Genomic DNA, 15,906 nt, shown 5'->3' with positions numbered 1-15,906 from the left:
CAATTGACATGATTTGGCGCGTTCCGCATCGTTAAGGGCACAGGCTTCTCCAGCACGGGGAAATTCATTTGTCCGCACCCATCATCAAGGTCGATGCCATTTCGAAGAGCTTCGGTGCCTTCAAGGTGCTGGACGGCCTGTCGATGCAGGTCATGCCGCGCGAGAAGCTGGCGCTGATCGGTCCCTCCGGCTCGGGCAAGACCACGATCCTGCGCATCCTGATGACGCTGGAGCGCATCGATGGCGGCCACATCCAGATCGAGGGCGAGCAGCTCTATCATATGGAGCGCAACGGTCAGCTGCTGCCGGCCGACGAGAGGCATCTGGCGCGGATGCGCCAGAAGATCGGCATGGTGTTCCAGCTGTTCAACCTGTTTCCGCACAAGAGCGTCATCGACAATGTGACCCTGGCGCCGATGCTGACCAAGGGCATGCCGCGCCCCGCCGCCGAGAAGCGGGCGATGGAACTGCTCGACATGGTCGGCATGGCCGACAAGGCAAAGGCGATGCCGGCGCAACTGTCGGGCGGCCAGAAGCAGCGCGTGGCGATCGCCAGGGCGCTCGCGCTGCAGCCGAAGATCATGCTGTTCGACGAGGTGACGTCGGCGCTCGATCCGGAACTGGTCGAAGAGGTGCTCAACGTCTTGTGGCGGCTTTGCGCCGAGACCGACATGACCATGCTGCTGGTCACCCACGAAATGGGTTTTGCCCACGACTTTGCCGACCGGGTGCTGTTCTTCGATCGCGGCAAAATCGTCGAGGAAGGCAAGCCCGACGAGATTTTCCGCCATCCCAAGCAGGAGCGCACGCAAGGCTTCCTGAAGAAGATCATCGCGGCCGGACATCGCGTCTGACCGCTTTGCGGGGTGGAGCATCGCCCCAGACAAACCAAGACAAGAAGTCAAACCAAGACAAGAAACAAGGAGTTGGGAACAATGAAGAAACTTGGCATTCTGGCCGGCGTCGCCGGCTTGGCACTGACGGCGGTTCTAGCCGCCTCGATCCCGGGCTCGGCCGACGACAGCAAGCTCGAGCAGTTGAAGGCACAGGGCTTCGCCCGTGTCGCCATCGCGAACGAGCCGCCCTATACGGCGGTTGCCGCCGACGGCAAGGTCTCGGGCGCGGCACCGGACGTGGCGCGCGAGATCTTCAAGCGGCTCGGTGTCGCCGACATCGTCGCCTCGATCTCCGAATATGGCGCCATGATCCCCGGCTTGCAGGCCGGCCGCTTCGACGTCGTCACCGCCGGCCTGTTCATGAAGCCGGAGCGTTGCGCCGCGGTCGCCTATTCCGAGCCTGTGCTGTGCGACGCCGAGGCGATGCTGGTAAAGAAGGGCAATCCGAAAGGCTTCAAGAGCTACGAGGACGTCGCCAAGGACACATCGGCCACGATCGGCGCGCCCGGCGGCGGCACCGAGGAGAAGCTGGCGCTCAACGCCGGCGTGCCGCGCGAACGCGTCATCGTCGTGCCGGACGGCCAGAGCGGCCTGAAGATGGTGCAGGACGGCCGCATCGACGCCTATTCGCTGCCGGTTCTGTCGATCAACGATCTGATGAAGAAGGCCAACGACCCGAACCTCGAAGTCATTGCCCCGGTGCAGGGCGCCCCTGTCTATTGCGACGGCGCCGCCTTCAAGAAGGGCGACGAGGCGCTGCGCGATCAGTTCGACGTCGAACTCGCCAAGATGAAGAAGTCGGGCGAGTTCGCCAAGATCATCGAGCCCTACGGTTTCTCGGCCGCCGCCGCCATGTCGACGACGCGCGACAAGCTCTGCGCGGCGAAGTAGCTGCTCCTCCCTTCTCCCCGTTTACGGGGAGAAGGTGGCCCGAAGGGCCGGATGAGGGGCGGCACTAACTTTCGCAAGGATGGCTCAGCCCCTCATCTGCCTGTCGGCATCTTCTCCCGGGAACGGGGAGAAGGAAGGCTAAACCAACGTTGGAAACCGAATGACCCAGTGGTCCGGCTATCTCGGCCTGATATTGCAGGGAGCGCTTGTCACCATCGAGCTGACGCTGATGGGGTCGGCGCTTGCCCTGATCATGGCCTTTCTTGCCGGCATGGGACGGCTGTCACGTTTCTTCGTTTTGCGGGCGCTCGCCACCGCCTATATCGAATTCTTCCGCGGCACCTCGATCTTCGTGCAGCTGTTCTTCGCCTATTTCGTGCTGCCTTTGATCGGCCTCGAACTGACCCCGCTGCAGGCCGGCGTGCTGGCGCTGGGCCTGAACGTCGGCGCCTATGCCGCCGAAGTGGTGCGCGGGGCCGTGCAGTCGATCGGCCGTGAACAGCATGAGGCCTGCATCGCGCTCAATCTCGGTCGCTGGCAAGGCCTGCGCCATGTCATCCTGCCGCAGGCCTTTCTGGTGATGCTGCCGACCTTCGGCAACAACGCCATCGAGCTGCTCAAGGCCACCTCCGTGGTCTCGCTGATCTCGCTCGCGGACCTGACCTTCCAGGCGCAGGTGGTGCGCGCCCAGACCGGCAACACGATGGTGCCGTTCGCCACCATCCTGGTCATCTATTTCATCCTGGCGCTGCTCATTTCGTGGGGCGTGCGCTCGCTGGAGCGCCGCATGGCGCGCGGCCTCGATGGGGTGCGCGTCTGATGGAGTGGGACTGGAATTTCGTATGGCAGATCATGCCGACGCTGATCCAGGGGGTGAAGATCACCATCCTGGCCACGCTGCTCGGCTCGGTACTGGCGGCGATCGTCGGGCTGGGCATCGCGCTTGCGCGCCGCTCGCCCAACAAGGCCCTGTCACGCACCGTCGGCTGGGCGGCCGAATTCATCCGCGGCACGCCGCTTTTGGTGCAGCTCTATTTCATCTTCTACGTGCTGCCCGACATCGGCATCCTGCTGCCGCCGCTGGTCGCCGGTGTCATCGGGCTCGGGCTGCATTACGGCACCTACACGGCGGAGGTCTACCGCGCCGGCATCGACAATGTACCACGTGGCCAGTGGGAGGCCGCCAAGGCCTGCAATCTCAGCGCCCGGCAGACCTGGACCCACGTCATCATCCCGCAAGCCATCCCGCCGATGATCCCGGCGCTGGCCAATTATTTCATCGCCATGTTCAAGGAGACGCCGTTGCTCTCGGCGATCACCGTGCTGGAACTGATGAACCAGGCCAAAAGCGTCGCCAACACCTACTATCGCTACATCGAGCCGATCACGCTGGTCGGTGCCTTCTTCCTCGCCATCAGTCTTTGTTCGGTCGTGCTGCTGCGCTGGCTGGAACGCCGTTACGGCAAGATCGAGAGATAGCCGATGAAACCTTTGCCCGAGATCAAGGTCTATCCGAAACGGCCATCACTCGACGAGCGTCCGCTCGACAAGCGCGTCGGCCTGATCATCCTGGCCACGGATCACACCAGCGAACCGGATTTTCGCCGCATGGTGGCAAGCGAGCGCATCGGCGTCTATGTCGCGCGCATTCCCTATGCCAATCCGACGACGCCGGAAAATCTGCGCAAGATGCAGCCGGCGCTGACGGCGGGCGCGGCCCTGATCCTGCCCGACGAGAAGCTCGACGCCATCTGCTACTCCTGTACGTCGGCCTCGGTGGTGATCGGTGATGCCGAGATCGAGACGGCGATCCAGGCGGCCAAGCCTGGCGTTCCCATGGTCACCCCGCCAATGGCCGGCGTGCGCGGGCTGAATGCCTTCGGCCTGCGCCGGATCAGCATTCTGACCCCCTACACGGTCGAAACCTCCAGGCCGATGGCGGCCTACTTCGCCGCGCGTGGTTTCGAGATCGCCAGCTTCACCTGTCTCGGCTTCGAGGACGACCGCGAGATGGCGCGCATCCCCCCGACAGCCCTTGTCGATCTCGCGCGCCAGGCGACCCACCCGCAGGCCGATGCCCTGTTTGTGTCCTGCACGGCGCTGCGCGGCGCGCTTGCGGTCACCGACATGGAACAGGCAATCGGCCGTCCTGTGGTGACCAGCAACCAGGCAACAGCCTGGAACTGCTTGCGGCTGTGTGGCGACGAGACGCCGCGTCCCGAATTCGGGCGGCTGCTGACGCTACCGCTGCTGCACGATTGATGACGATGGCGACCGTCTCCCTTGGCGATATCCGCGCCGCTCGCGACCGCATCGCCGGCAAAGTCGAGCGCACGTCGACCGTTTTGTCCCCGATCCTTTCCGAGCGTCTCGGTGTCCCCGTGCATCTCAAGCTCGAACATCGCCAGACCACCGGCAGTTTCAAGCTGCGCGGCGCCTCGAATGCCGTCGCCTCGTTGAGCTCGGAGCAAAAGGCACGCGGCGTGGTCGCCGCTTCGACCGGCAATCACGGTCGCGCGCTGGCACATGCGGCGAAGCTTGAAGGCATGCGCGCGGTGATCTGCATGTCGCGGCTGGTGCCCCAGAACAAGCTGGACGAAATCCGCCGGCTCGGCGCGGAGGTCCGCATCGTCGGCGACAGCCAGGACGACGCGCAGCAGGAGGTCGAGCGGCTTGTGGCGGAGGAGGAGCTCATCATGCTGCCGCCTTTCGACCATCCCGATGTCGTCGCCGGGCAAGGTACGCTCGGGCTCGAGATGATCGAGCAGGTTCCTGACGCCGGTCTCGTGCTGGTACAGCTTTCCGGCGGCGGCTTGGCTTCTGGCGTTGCCGCAGCCGTCAAGGGCGTCAGCCCCGCCACAAAAATCATCGGAGTTTCGATGGCCCGGGGTGCTGCGATGAAGGCGAGCCTCGATGCCGGCCGGCCTGTCCTGGTGGAGGAACTGCCGACGCTGGCGGATTCGCTTGGGGGTGGCATCGGCCTCGACAATAGGCTGACCTTCGCCATGTGCCGCGACCTGCTCGACGACGTCGTCCTGCTCAGCGAGGACGAGATCGCCGCCGGCATCCGCCATGCATATGCGCAGGAGCGCGAGATCGTCGAGGGCGCCGGTGCGGTCGGCGTCGCCGCGCTGATTTCTGGCAAGGTGAAGCCGAGCGGGCCGGTGGTTGCGCTTCTCTCCGGTCGCAACATCGATATGGACGCGCACCGCAAGATCGTCTGCGGCGACGCAATCGCGGAGCGTGCAGCATGAGCCGGATGACCATCCTCACCGAGAAAGAACTGCGCAAGATCGTGACGCTCGATCTCGATGCGGTCGCCTGCGTCGAGAACGCTTTTCGCGCGCTCGCCACTCTGCCCGTGGCGATGCCGCCGATCCTGCGGCTCGACATTCCCGAGCATCGCGGCGAGGTCGACGTGAAGTCCGCTTATGTGCCCGGTATCGACGGCTTCGCAGTGAAGATCAGCTCCGGCTTCTTCGACAATCCAAAACTCGGCCTGCCGAGCGGTGGCGGCATGATGGTGCTGCTTTCGGCAAGGACCGGCGTGGTCGAGGCGCTGCTGCTCGACAATGGCTACCTGACCGATGTCCGCACGGCCGCTGCCGGCGCGGTCGCGGCGAAGCATCTGTCGCGCGAGGACTCCACCGTGGCAGCGATCTTCGGCGCCGGTTTGCAGGCGGGCCTGCAACTGGAGGCACTGCGTCTTGTCAGGCCGATCGCCGAGGCACGCATCTGGGCGCGCGACGCCACCAAGGCCGAAGCCACTGCTGCCCGCTTGCGCGAAAGACTGGGCATTGTCGTGCGCGCGGAGCCTGATGCAGCAAATGCCGTTGCCGGCGCCGACATCATCGTCACCACCACACCATCGACCGAGCCGCTGATCAAGGCCGGCTTCATCGCCGCCGGCCAGCACATCACCGCCATGGGCTCGGACGCCGAACACAAGAACGAGATCGCGCCGGCCATCCTGCGCATGGCCGATCTCTATGTCGCCGACAGCGCGCGCCAGACGCGGCGTCTGGGCGAACTGCATCATGCCATCGCGGCAGGAGTGATGGCCGCCGACGAAGAAGTGACCGAACTCGGCCAGATCATCGCGGGCGAACGACACGGAAGACGCTCGGCCAGCGATATCACCATCGCCGACCTCACCGGCACCGGCGTGCAGGACACGGCGATCGCCACGTTCGCCCGCGACCGCGCGCGGGCGGCCAATGCCGGAACCACTTTTGAGAGCTGATGCTGGCCGCAAAGCATGACCCGGAAAAGTGCGAACCGGTTTCCGATCAGATCATGCTCAAGCAAAAATTCCTGGAGCCGGGTTCGACGAAGTTGAAACAGGCTCCAGGGCCCAACAAACGAGGAAGCAAAAGAATGCAACCGAACCTGAAATTCTCGCGCGGCGAATTTGCGGATCGCCTCGCCAAGACGCGGCGAGCCATGGAGGCCAAGGGCGTCGATCTCCTGATCGTCAGCGACCCTTCCAACATGGCCTGGCTGACCGGTTATGACGGCTGGTCCTTCTACGTGCACCAGGCGGTCATCGTGCCGCCCTCGGGCGAGCCCGTCTGGTACGGCCGCGGTCAGGACGCCAACGGCGCCAGGCGCACCGCCTATCTCGTGCAGGACAACATCGTCGGCTACGCCGACCACTATGTGCAGTCGACGGAACGCCATCCGATGGACTTCCTGTCCAGCGTGCTCGTCGATCGTGGTTGGGGCAAGCTCACCATCGGTGTCGAGATGGACAATTACTGGTTCTCCGCCGCCGCCTTCGCCTCGCTGCAGAAGCATCTGCCCAATGCCCGCTTCGTCGACGCCACCGCCCTGGTCAACTGGCAGCGCGCGGTGAAGAGCCCGACCGAGATCGACTACATGCGCAAGGCCGCCCGCATCGTCGAAGCCATGCACCAACGCATCTTCGACAGAATAGAGATCGGCATGCGCAAATGCGATCTCGTCGCCGAGATCTATGATGCCGGCACGCGCGGCGTCGACGGCATTGGCGGCGACTATCCGGCGATCGTGCCGCTGCTGCCGTCCGGCGTGGACGCCTCGGCGCCGCATCTGACCTGGGACGACCAGCCGATGAAGCGGGGCGAGGGCACCTTCTTCGAGATCGCCGGCTGCTACAACCGTTACCATTGTCCGCTGTCGCGCACCGTCTTCCTCGGCAAGCCGACGCAGGAGTTCCTCGATGCCGAGAAGGCGACACTGGAAGGCATGGAGGCGGGGCTCGCCGCCGCCAAGCCCGGCAACGCCTGCGAGGACATCGCCAATGCCTTCTTCGCCGTGCTGAAAAGGTATGGCATCGTCAAGGACAACCGCACCGGCTACTCGATCGGTCTGTCCTATCCGCCGGACTGGGGCGAACGCACGATGAGCCTGCGCCCCGGTGACCGCACCGAACTCAAGCCCGGCATGACCTTCCACTTCATGACCGGCCTCTGGCTGGAGACGATGGGGCTGGAGATCACCGAGTCCATCCTGATCACCGAAACCGGTGTAGAGTGCCTGGCCAATGTTCCGCGCAAACTGGTGGTGAAGAATTGAGCCCGATGTCCAGCGTCCGCCCGTCGCCGATCGCGCCGACCGTCGAATTCGACCGTGACGGCGTCCAGCACGGTTTCCTGCGCCTGCCCTACAGCCGAGACGACTCGGCCTGGGGTTCGGTGATGATCCCGATCTGCGTCATCCGCAACGGCAAGGGGCCGACGGCGCTGCTTTCCGGCGGCAACCACGGCGACGAGTATGAAGGGCCGCTGGCGCTCTACGATCTCGCCCGCACGCTCGACCCGAAAAATGTCAGCGGTACGGTGATCATCGTGCCGGCGATGAACTATCCAGCCTTCCGCGCCGGCACGCGGACCTCGCCGATCGACAAGGGCAACATGAACCGCAGCTTTCCCGGACGGCCGGACGGCACGGTGACCGAGAAGATCGCCGACTATTTCCAGCGTGAACTGCTGCCTCGAGCCGACATCGTCTTCGACTTTCATTCTGGGGGAAAGACGCTGGACTTCGTGCCGTTCTGCGCGGCCCACACACTGCCCGACAAGGCGCTGGAGCAAAAAGCCTTCGATGCGGTGGCGGCATTCTCGGCTCCGTTCGCGATGCGCATGATCGAAATCGACTCGGTCGGCATGTACGACACGGCGGCCGAGGAGATGGGCAAGGTCTTCGTCAGCACCGAACTGGGCGGTGGCGGCACCTCGCGTGCGCAAACCGTGCGTATCGCGCGGCGCGGCATTCTCAATGTGCTGCGCCATGCCGGCATCGTGGATGGCGCGGTCGAGAAGAGCAGAACTCGATGGCTGGACATGCCGTCAGGCGATTGCTTCTCCTTCGCCGAGGAGGACGGCATGATCGAAACCATGGTCGATCTCGGCGAGCCCATCGAAGAGGGCGCGGTGCTGGCACGGATCCATTCGGTTGGCCGCACAGGCATTGCCCCGCAGGAGATCCGGGCAAAAATGCCGGGCATGTTGGCGGCACGGCATTTTCCCGGCCTGGTCAAGGCCGGGGACTGCGCGGCGGTGGTAGCCGTGGAGGTCGATTGATCGACACGGCTGCGTCCCGGTACATCCCGCGCGGTTTCCGGCGATTGCGGCTGGCCGCGCCGGACATCAATTTTCTCCATCTGATGGAAGTGTAAATTAACGAGAGGCAGACAAACTAGGCATTGGCGAGCGGACCCTCGCTCTGCGGCCACGGTTGCGGGTATTGGACCGCGCGACATGGCGATGATCGTTGAACGCCCGGACGCCTGGTCTGAATCATGAGATCTTCGACTGGAGAACACTATCCGGCGCTGGACCATATTCGTGGCCTAGCGGCGTTCCTGGTCTTCACCTGGCATTTCCTCCATCAGTCTCCCGAGGGGCCGGTGCCCTATGATTTCGTGCCTGCCGTGCCCATTTTCAGCCTGCTGGATGAGGGGTTCACCGGAGTTTCATTGTTCATGGCGCTCTCCGGCTACCTGTTCGCCAAGCTTCTTGATGGGAAACAAGTCAGCTATCTGCCCTTCTTCGCCAACCGGGCGCTGAGGTTGCTTCCGCTCTTGCTGGCCGTGATAGCCGTCGAGGCTTGCCGCGTATCTATGGCAGGCCAACCCCTGGGCGGCTATTTCACCGACGTCGGGAAGGGGGTGATCTTTCCCACCCTCCCGAACGGCGGTTGGTCGATAACCGTGGAAGCTCACTTCTACATCCTGCTGCCGTTCCTGCTGATGGCGTCCAGACGCTTCCTGTTCGCCCCTTTGCTGTTTATCGCTGCAGCCATTTTGCTGAGGTGGGCGCTTTACGCGCAGTTCGGCGAGGTGCAGTCGGCGGCGGCCTGGACCATCATTGGCCATGCCGATCAGTTTCTCGCCGGCATCCTTGCCTTCCATCTCCGCGCCTATGCGAAGGACCGGCACTGGCTGGCGCTGGCCGTACTGCTGGCCTTTTCGGGGTTCTTCTGGTGGTTTGATGCCGCCGGGGGATTCTACCAGCTACAGCGATACCCCTCGCCACATTGGATATGGATCATCCTGCCGACGGTGGAGGCGGCGGCCTATTCATTTGGGATCGCCTATTACGACACCAGCTTTCCAAGGAAGCGAACAGGCCTGCCATTCAAGATCCTGGAGAAGGCTGGGGCCTACAGCTATTCGATCTATCTCCTGCACCTGTTCTTCGTCATGCAACTGGCGGCGTTCATAAACACGAACGTCATGGGCATAAGCAATTTCTACATTGCCTGCCTCTGGTCCTTGCTGTGTTTCCTGGCGACGATCCCGATCGGCTATCTCAGCTACACCTGCATCGAAGCGCCATTTCTGCGCCTGCGCATACGGTATGCGGAGCCAGCCGTAGCTGATCCGGTCCTGTTCAAGGATCGGCCGGCCACGGCAGCATAGGCGCCACGCCTGCGCTGGGCAGAGCCCTGCAGAGATTTTCGACAGAGACCATCGGCGCGGGGAATCTCGCTATCAATGCTGGCCAGTCTGCAGCGGGCCCGCGCATGTCGCACCATCGCGCCCGATCGCAGGCGGAACATCGCGACCTGCTGGCCGCCTGCCGCCGGCGCGACGGCAAGAAGGCCGGGAGCATTCTGCGGCAGCACCTGCGCGAAGGAAGCGATACGCTCGTCAATGCGATAGAGGGCGGCGGCCTGTCGCGAAAATCATAGTCGGGATGGTCCTGCTGCTCGGGGCTTGAGCGCATCACCGCGCGCGACCGGTTCGTAAGAACCACGCTGTTTTTCAGCTCTGCGCCGGCTTGCGTTCGACGACGTAGATATGATCGGCCGCGAGCACCACTTCGCCGCGCTGGTTGATCACCTCGCAGCGTTCGATCACGCGTCCCGAGCCCGGCCGCTTGGGATCGTCTTCCTTGGCCGCAATGGTGGTGCGCGTGCGGATCGTGTCGCCGATGAACACCGGCTTGATGAAGCGCAGCCGGTCATAGCCATAGGAGAACGCGACGGGGTTGATAATGCTTGCCGTCAGCCCGATGCCGACCGAGAACACCAGCGTGCCATGCGCGATGCGCTGGCCGAACGGCGTCGTCTTCATGTATTCGGCGTCCATGTGGTGCGGAAAGAAATCGCCGGTGTGGCCGGCATGGACGACGAAGTCGGTTTCGGTGATGGTGCGGCCGCTGGTCAGCCGCGAAGAGCCGATCTCATAATCTTCGAAATATTGGATTTGTTCCATCAGGGTCTTTCCGCGATCGGCGTCGCCGGCGCCGCGCTCGATCTATAGGCGGCTTCCACCAGCGCCATGGTGCTCCAGGCGTCCTCGACCGAACTGACCAGTTCGCCGTCTTCTCCTGATGCGAAGCGCTGGACATTGGCCATGCGCCCGACGAAGGCGTCGGGGAACCATTCGCCGGCAAGCGGTATCGCGATCCAGTCCGTTGCGCCCTTCGGATGGATTTCCAGAATGTCCGGTTCGCCCCGGGGATAGTCGAGGTTGAGGCCGAGCTTGAGATAGGCCGCGCCCTCGGTGCCGCAGATGCGGAACTCGCAGGCCTGGTGGCGGCGGCCGAATTTGTGGTCATGGTTGATCGACAGCGCGCAGCGCACCCTGTCGCCATAGTCGAGAATGGCGCTGGTGCGCGTCTGCGCCACCTTGTGGTTGGGATGGCCGAGCGTCTTGGCGTGGACGCCTTTGGGATCGCCGAGCAATTGCCTGATCAGGTCGAGATAATGGATCGAATGCATGGCGATCTCGACGCGCGGCGCCTTGAGCAGGAACTCCCACAACTCCCACGGTGTTGCCAGCGCCAGCCAGGCATCGAAGTCGACGACTTCACCGAGCCAGCCCCTGGCGACGGCGTCCTTGAGCGCCAGCATCATCGGCGCGAAGCGCAGCTGGAAGTTCACGGCCGCCTTGAGGTTCTTGGCGCGGCAGATTTCGAGGATTTCGGTGGCCTCGCCGAGATAGTTGCCCATCGGCTTCTGGATCAATGCGACCACGCCGTCGGGCAGAGCTTCCAGGATCTCGGCGTGCCGTCCCGGCGGGGTCGCCAGATCGAAGATCGCATCCTGGACGGCTGCGGCTTCGTCGACCGAACGGAACGCCGTCACGCCCCATTTTTCGGCCAGGGTTTTCGCCTTGGCCTGGTCCGGATCATAGAGGCCGGCAATTGGAAAGCCGGCTTTGCGATAGGCGGGAAAATGCGCGTCGCCGACGATCGATCCGGCACCAAAAGTGACGATCGGGCGAGGCTTCGAGGGTTTTGGCCAGGACTGAGCGAGTAAGGCAGGGTCGAAACCGCCCTCAGTCATGGTGAAAGACCTCGTCCGTGCTAGCCCACCATTCACCCTCCTTGCGGGTCGCGAGCGGCTCCTGGCATGGTATGCAGACCGCCCACCATTCCTGCGTCTTCGGATCGGCGGCCATCTTGGCCATGTCGGCCGCATAGTCGGTGCCGTGATATTCGAAATAGGAGAACAGCAGATTCTCCGGCCGCTTCAGATAGATCGAATAATTCTTGATGTTGCAGGCCGAGATCATGGTCAGCACGTCGGGCCAGACGGCGGCATGCAGGCGGACATACTCCTCGACCTTTTCCGGCTTCAACCCCAGCACCATGCCCATTCGCTGCATATCCGACTCCTACTTCGTGATCGCCGTGGTGAATTCGGCGATGCTCATGGCCTTGACCGCGTCCCAATCCCAGTCGATGCCGATGCCCGGTTCGTCGGGCGCCAGCGCATGCCCATCCTCGATGCGCATATGCTTGCCGGTCAACTGGTCGAGTTGCGGAATGTACTCGACATACCTGCCGTTCTGAACCGCGCAGGTCAAGCTGACATGCAGCTCCATCAGGAAATGCGGGCAGACCGGAATGTCGAAGGCCTCTGCCGCATGGGCGATCTTGAGCCATGGCGTGATGCCGCCGATGCGGCCGACATCGACCTGCACGATCGAGCAGGCGCCTTTCTGCATATATTCGCGGAAATGGCGGATCGAATAGACCGACTCGCCAATGGCGATCGGCGTCTGCGTCGAGTTGGACAACCTGATATGGCCGTCAACATCGTCGGCCGGCAGCGGCTCCTCGATCCAGGCGAGATCGAGTTCGCGCAGCCGCGCCGCGCGCCGGATCGCCTCGTCGACCGAAAACCCCTGGTTGGCATCGGTCATGATCTCGTAGCCGTCGCCCACCGCCTTGCGCACCGCCGACAGGCGGGCGAGATCTTCCGACCCGTGCGGCCTGCCGATCTTCACCTTTGAGCCGCGGAAGCCCTTGGCCTTGGCGGCCAGTGCGTCGTCGACAAGTGCTGCCGTCTCGATGTGCAGCCAGCCGCCCTCGGTGGTGTAGAGCGGGCAGCGATCCTTGGCACCGCCGGCCAGTTTCCACAGCGGCAGGTTCTGCTTCTTCGCCCTGAGATCCCAGAGCGCCGTATCGATCGCCGCGATAGCAATGGCGGTGATCGCACCGATGGTGGTCGCATGGGTGGCGAATTCGAGATCGTGCCAGATCGCCTCGATCATGTCGGGGTCTTGGCCGATCAGGCGTGGCGCCAGATGGTCGGACAAGAGCCGCATCACCGAGGAGCCGCCGGTGCCGATCGTGTAGCTGTAACCGGTGCCGACCGCGCCGTCGGAATCGGTGATGGTGACGATCGGCGTTTCCTGGCTGACGAAACTCTGGATGGCGTCGGTGCGCTTGACCTTGGGCACAAGGTCCACCATCCGCAGTTCGACTTTCTCGATTCTAGCCATCGGTCAGCTCCGCAATGTCTTTCCGGTCTCGGCGGCAAACAGATGCGCCTGCGACAGGTCGAGGCTCATCGCCACCCGCTCGCCGGAGCGCAACGGGCGCGGGTTCAGCATGCGCGAAACCCAGTCCGTGCCGTTGAACTCGACGAACACCAGCGTCTCGTTGCCGAGCGGTTCGGTGACGGTGATCGGCAGCTCGATCTGATGGACGTCGGCCGCGCCGCCGGAGCTGATGCCATGGCCGGTCGGATAGATGTCATCAGGCCGCAGACCGAACACGACCTTGTCGCCGGTCGCGACATTGGCCTTGAACTGGGCGGGCAGCGGCAGCTTTTCGCCGCTGGCGAAAACCAGTTGGCCGTCGTCGACAGTCGCCTCGTGCAAATTCATCGGCGGCGAACCGATGAAGCCGGCGACGAAGCGTGTCGCCGGGCGGCGGAAGACTTCGTCTGGCGTGCCGACCTGTTCGATATGGCCGTCGCGCATGATGACGATGCGGTCGGCAAGCGTCATCGCCTCGACCTGGTCGTGGGTGACGTAGATCACCGTCGACTGCACCTTGGTATGGAGCTTCTTGATCTCGGTGCGCATCTGCGTCCTGAGCTTGGCGTCGAGATTGGAAAGCGGCTCGTCGAAGAGAAACACGTCAGGGTCGCGCACGATGGCGCGGCCCATGGCTACGCGCTGGCGCTGGCCGCCCGACAGTTGCGACGGGCGGCGGTCGAGCAGCGTATCGAGGCCGAGAATGGCCGAGGCCTCGGCGACGCGGCGCTCCATGTCTTCCTTGGCCGCGCCGGCGATCTTCAGCGAGAAGCCGAGGTTTTCGCGCACCGTCATATGCGGATAGAGCGCATAGGACTGGAACACCATCGAGATGTTGCGCGAGCGCGGCGGCAGATCGTTGACGATACGTCCGCCGATCTCGATCGAGCCGGCGCTGATTTCTTCCAGTCCGGCGATCATGCGCAAAGTCGTCGACTTTCCGCAGCCCGACGGGCCGACCAGCGCGATGAATTCGCGGTCGGCGATATCGAGATCGATGCCATGCACGATCCCGATATTGCCGTAGCGCTTGGTCAGCTTTTTGAGGGAAACGGTTGCCATGGGATCAGCCTTTCACCGCGCCGGAGGTCAGGCCGCCGACAAGGTGTTTCTGGACGATGTAGGTGAGGGTGAGTGCGGGAATGATCATCACCACGGCCAGCGCGCACATGCCGCGCCAGTCGATGGTGAATTCGGCCGTGTAGTCGAGCAGGCCGACCGGCAGCGTCTTGGCGCTCACCGAACGGGTCAGCTGCGAAGCCAGCGCGAACTCGTTCCAGCAGGTCAGGAAGGCAAAGATGGCGGCGGAAGCGATGCCCGGTCCGGCGAGCGGAAACTCGACCTGCCAGAAAGCCTGCCAGCGCGTGCAGCCATCGATTTGTGCTGCCTCCGCGAGGTCTTTCGGCACCTGGCGGAAGAAGCCGTCGATCAGCCAGATGGTGAACGGCACGTTGAGCGCGACATAGGCCAGGATCAGCCCGAAATGCGTGTCGATGATGCCGAGCCGCACATAGAGGAAGAACAAAGGCAGCGACAGCGCGATGCCAGGCACCGTGCGCGTCAGCATCAGGCCGAGGAACACGCTCGATTTGCCGCGGAAGCGGTAGCGCGCGAAGGCATAGCCGCCGGCCATGCCGATGGCCACCGCAATGATCGTCGAGGTCACCGAGATGATCAGCGAGTTGCGGAAATATTCGATGACCGGGATGCCGCCTTTGCCGATGCCTGAGAACATTGCGATGTAAGCGTCGAACGAGATCTCCTGCGGGATCCACACCGGCGGCTTGGCCATGATCTCGACGGTCGGCCGGAGAGAGGACAGCACGATCCAGAGGCCGGGCAGGCAGATCGTCAGCATCGCCAGGAACAGGCCGACGCGATGGACGATGCCCAGCAGCCGGCGCTTCAGGCGGGCGGAAGAATTCTCGTCCATCACCACTCCGCACCGATCTGCGTGCGCGCCGCGGCGAGCTTGTTGAAGAAATAGACGGTGAAGGCGATCGACAGCAGGATCGAGAAGTAGGCCATGGCGTTCGCCATGCCCATGCGGCCGTCGCTGTAGGCGGTGCGTGCCACCAGCGTCCACAACAGCTCGGTGCGGCCCGCCGGTCCGCCATCGGTCATGATCTTGACGATGTCATAGGCGCGCGCCACGTCGAGCGAACGGATGGTCATGGCGATATAGGCGAAAGGCATGACGAACGGCCACGTCACATAGCGGAAGGTCTGCCACGGCGTGCAGCCATCGACCCGCGCCGCCTCGATCGGTTCCTTGGGCATTGCGAGCAGTCCGGCGAGGATCAGGATCGCGAAGATCGCGGTCGACGACCATATCTCGGCGACCGAGATGGCGATGAAGGCGAGGTGGCCCTCGATCAGCCACGGGATGGCATCCCTGGTGATGCCGAGCGACTGCAGGGCGTTGTTCACCAGGCCGATATTGTCGTTGAACATGAACTTGAACTGGAAGCCGACGAGGATCGGCGAGAACATCATCGGAAACATCATCAGCGTGCGCAGGATGCGCTGGCCGCGCGTCGCCTTCTCGACCAGCATGGCGAGCCCCAGGCCTAGCAGCATTTCGAGATTGAGCGCGATGGTCAGCAGCAGCACCGTGCGCCCGAACGCCCACCAGAAATCGGAGTTGGCCAGGATCGAGAGATAGTTCCTGAAGCCGACGAAGACGAAGAACGTTTCGGGCCTGGTCAGGCGGAACGGTGTGAAGCTGGAATAGAGCGACAGAAGCAGCGGCACGACGACGACCGCGGCCAGCACGATGAAGGCTGGAAGCAGCAGCAGAAATGGCGCCGATGGCTTGAAGCCCTTCATCAGAATCCTGTGGGGTTTTGCATTGCGTGG

General features: G+C 63.4%; 18 protein-coding genes. 11 read left to right on the top strand and 7 right to left on the bottom strand.

Annotated elements, in window-relative coordinates:
* Positions 1-68 precede the first annotated feature (68 nt).
* The 11 genes from ehuA to CK227_RS01980 all read left to right on the top strand — a co-directional run bounded on the left by ehuA (position 69) and on the right by CK227_RS01980 (position 9,962).
* Positions 69-854 (top strand): ectoine/hydroxyectoine ABC transporter ATP-binding protein EhuA, encoded by a 786-nt coding sequence (ehuA, locus tag CK227_RS02030; protein WP_179296362.1) that lies wholly within the window; start codon positions 69-71, stop codon positions 852-854.
* 81 nt (positions 855-935) lie between these two features.
* Entirely contained in the window at positions 936-1,787 is an 852-nt protein-coding gene (ehuB, locus tag CK227_RS02025) for an ectoine/hydroxyectoine ABC transporter substrate-binding protein EhuB (RefSeq protein ID WP_095771281.1), read from the top strand.
* 160 nt (positions 1,788-1,947) lie between these two features.
* Positions 1,948-2,607 carry an ectoine/hydroxyectoine ABC transporter permease subunit EhuC gene (gene ehuC, locus CK227_RS02020; RefSeq protein ID WP_095771280.1) on the top strand — a complete coding sequence of 220 codons (660 nt, stop codon included), beginning with the start codon at positions 1,948-1,950 and terminating at the stop codon, positions 2,605-2,607.
* Positions 2,607-3,266 carry an ectoine/hydroxyectoine ABC transporter permease subunit EhuD gene (gene ehuD / locus CK227_RS02015; RefSeq protein ID WP_095771279.1) on the top strand — a complete coding sequence of 220 codons (660 nt, stop codon included), beginning with the start codon at positions 2,607-2,609 and terminating at the stop codon, positions 3,264-3,266. Before ehuC ends, ehuD begins: the two co-directional genes overlap by 1 nt.
* 3 nt (positions 3,267-3,269) lie before the next feature.
* A complete protein-coding gene (gene eutA / locus CK227_RS02010) occupies positions 3,270-4,049 on the top strand; it encodes an ectoine utilization protein EutA (protein WP_095771278.1) in 780 nt (259 codons plus the stop codon).
* Positions 4,050-4,054: 5 nt separating this feature from the next.
* The gene (eutB, locus tag CK227_RS02005; RefSeq protein WP_179295786.1) at positions 4,055-5,041 is read left to right on the top strand and encodes a hydroxyectoine utilization dehydratase EutB; all 987 of its coding nucleotides are present in this window, start codon (positions 4,055-4,057) and stop codon (positions 5,039-5,041) included.
* Positions 5,038-6,030, top strand: coding sequence for a cyclodeaminase (locus CK227_RS02000; RefSeq protein WP_095771276.1), 993 nt, complete (start codon positions 5,038-5,040; stop codon positions 6,028-6,030). Before eutB ends, CK227_RS02000 begins: the two co-directional genes overlap by 4 nt.
* Positions 6,031-6,164: 134 nt before the next feature.
* Positions 6,165-7,343, top strand: a complete 1,179-nt coding sequence (gene doeA / locus CK227_RS01995; protein WP_095771460.1) for an ectoine hydrolase DoeA — start codon at positions 6,165-6,167, stop codon at positions 7,341-7,343.
* A 5-nt stretch (positions 7,344-7,348) separates the two neighbouring features.
* Complete coding sequence (doeB, locus tag CK227_RS01990) at positions 7,349-8,350, top strand: N(2)-acetyl-L-2,4-diaminobutanoate deacetylase DoeB (protein ID WP_095771275.1); 1,002 nt, start codon at positions 7,349-7,351, stop codon at positions 8,348-8,350.
* Positions 8,351-8,568: 218 nt separating this feature from the next.
* Complete coding sequence (locus CK227_RS01985; protein WP_095771274.1) at positions 8,569-9,690, top strand: acyltransferase; 1,122 nt, start codon at positions 8,569-8,571, stop codon at positions 9,688-9,690.
* Between the two features lie 104 nt (positions 9,691-9,794).
* On the top strand, positions 9,795-9,962 hold the full coding sequence (locus CK227_RS01980) for an FCD domain-containing protein (RefSeq protein ID WP_245318042.1): 168 nt from the start codon (positions 9,795-9,797) through the stop codon (positions 9,960-9,962).
* Positions 9,963-10,035: 73 nt separating this feature from the next.
* Here CK227_RS01980 and CK227_RS01975 read toward each other — a convergent pair whose 3' ends face one another.
* The 7 genes from CK227_RS01975 to CK227_RS01945 are packed head-to-tail and all read right to left on the bottom strand — an operon-like array spanning position 10,036 to position 15,876.
* A complete protein-coding gene (locus tag CK227_RS01975; RefSeq protein ID WP_179295795.1) occupies positions 10,036-10,491 on the bottom strand; it encodes a MaoC/PaaZ C-terminal domain-containing protein in 456 nt (151 codons plus the stop codon).
* Positions 10,488-11,564 (bottom strand): Gfo/Idh/MocA family oxidoreductase, encoded by a 1,077-nt coding sequence (locus tag CK227_RS01970; protein WP_095771272.1) that lies wholly within the window; start codon positions 11,562-11,564, stop codon positions 10,488-10,490. Before CK227_RS01970 ends, CK227_RS01975 begins: the two co-directional genes overlap by 4 nt.
* Positions 11,557-11,886 (bottom strand): L-rhamnose mutarotase, encoded by a 330-nt coding sequence (locus tag CK227_RS01965; protein WP_095771271.1) that lies wholly within the window; start codon positions 11,884-11,886, stop codon positions 11,557-11,559. Before CK227_RS01965 ends, CK227_RS01970 begins: the two co-directional genes overlap by 8 nt.
* A 9-nt stretch (positions 11,887-11,895) precedes the next feature.
* Positions 11,896-13,008 carry a mandelate racemase/muconate lactonizing enzyme family protein gene (locus CK227_RS01960; protein ID WP_095771270.1) on the bottom strand — a complete coding sequence of 371 codons (1,113 nt, stop codon included), beginning with the start codon at positions 13,006-13,008 and terminating at the stop codon, positions 11,896-11,898.
* A gap of 3 nt (positions 13,009-13,011) precedes the next feature.
* Entirely contained in the window at positions 13,012-14,109 is a 1,098-nt protein-coding gene (gene ugpC, locus CK227_RS01955) for a sn-glycerol-3-phosphate ABC transporter ATP-binding protein UgpC (protein WP_095771269.1), read from the bottom strand.
* A gap of 4 nt (positions 14,110-14,113) precedes the next feature.
* Positions 14,114-14,980: a carbohydrate ABC transporter permease gene (locus CK227_RS01950; protein WP_038645102.1), complete on the bottom strand. Its 867-nt coding sequence runs from the start codon at positions 14,978-14,980 to the stop codon at positions 14,114-14,116.
* Entirely contained in the window at positions 14,980-15,876 is an 897-nt protein-coding gene (locus CK227_RS01945; protein WP_095771268.1) for a sugar ABC transporter permease, read from the bottom strand. The genes CK227_RS01950 and CK227_RS01945 overlap by 1 nt, the downstream gene beginning before the upstream one ends.
* Positions 15,877-15,906 lie beyond the last annotated feature (30 nt).

This window comes from Mesorhizobium sp. WSM4308 (assembly GCF_002294905.1).
Lineage (GTDB): Bacteria > Pseudomonadota > Alphaproteobacteria > Rhizobiales > Rhizobiaceae > Mesorhizobium.
The sequence above is the reverse complement of the archived record's forward strand: the minus strand, read 5'-3'. Positions and strand labels throughout refer to the sequence as shown.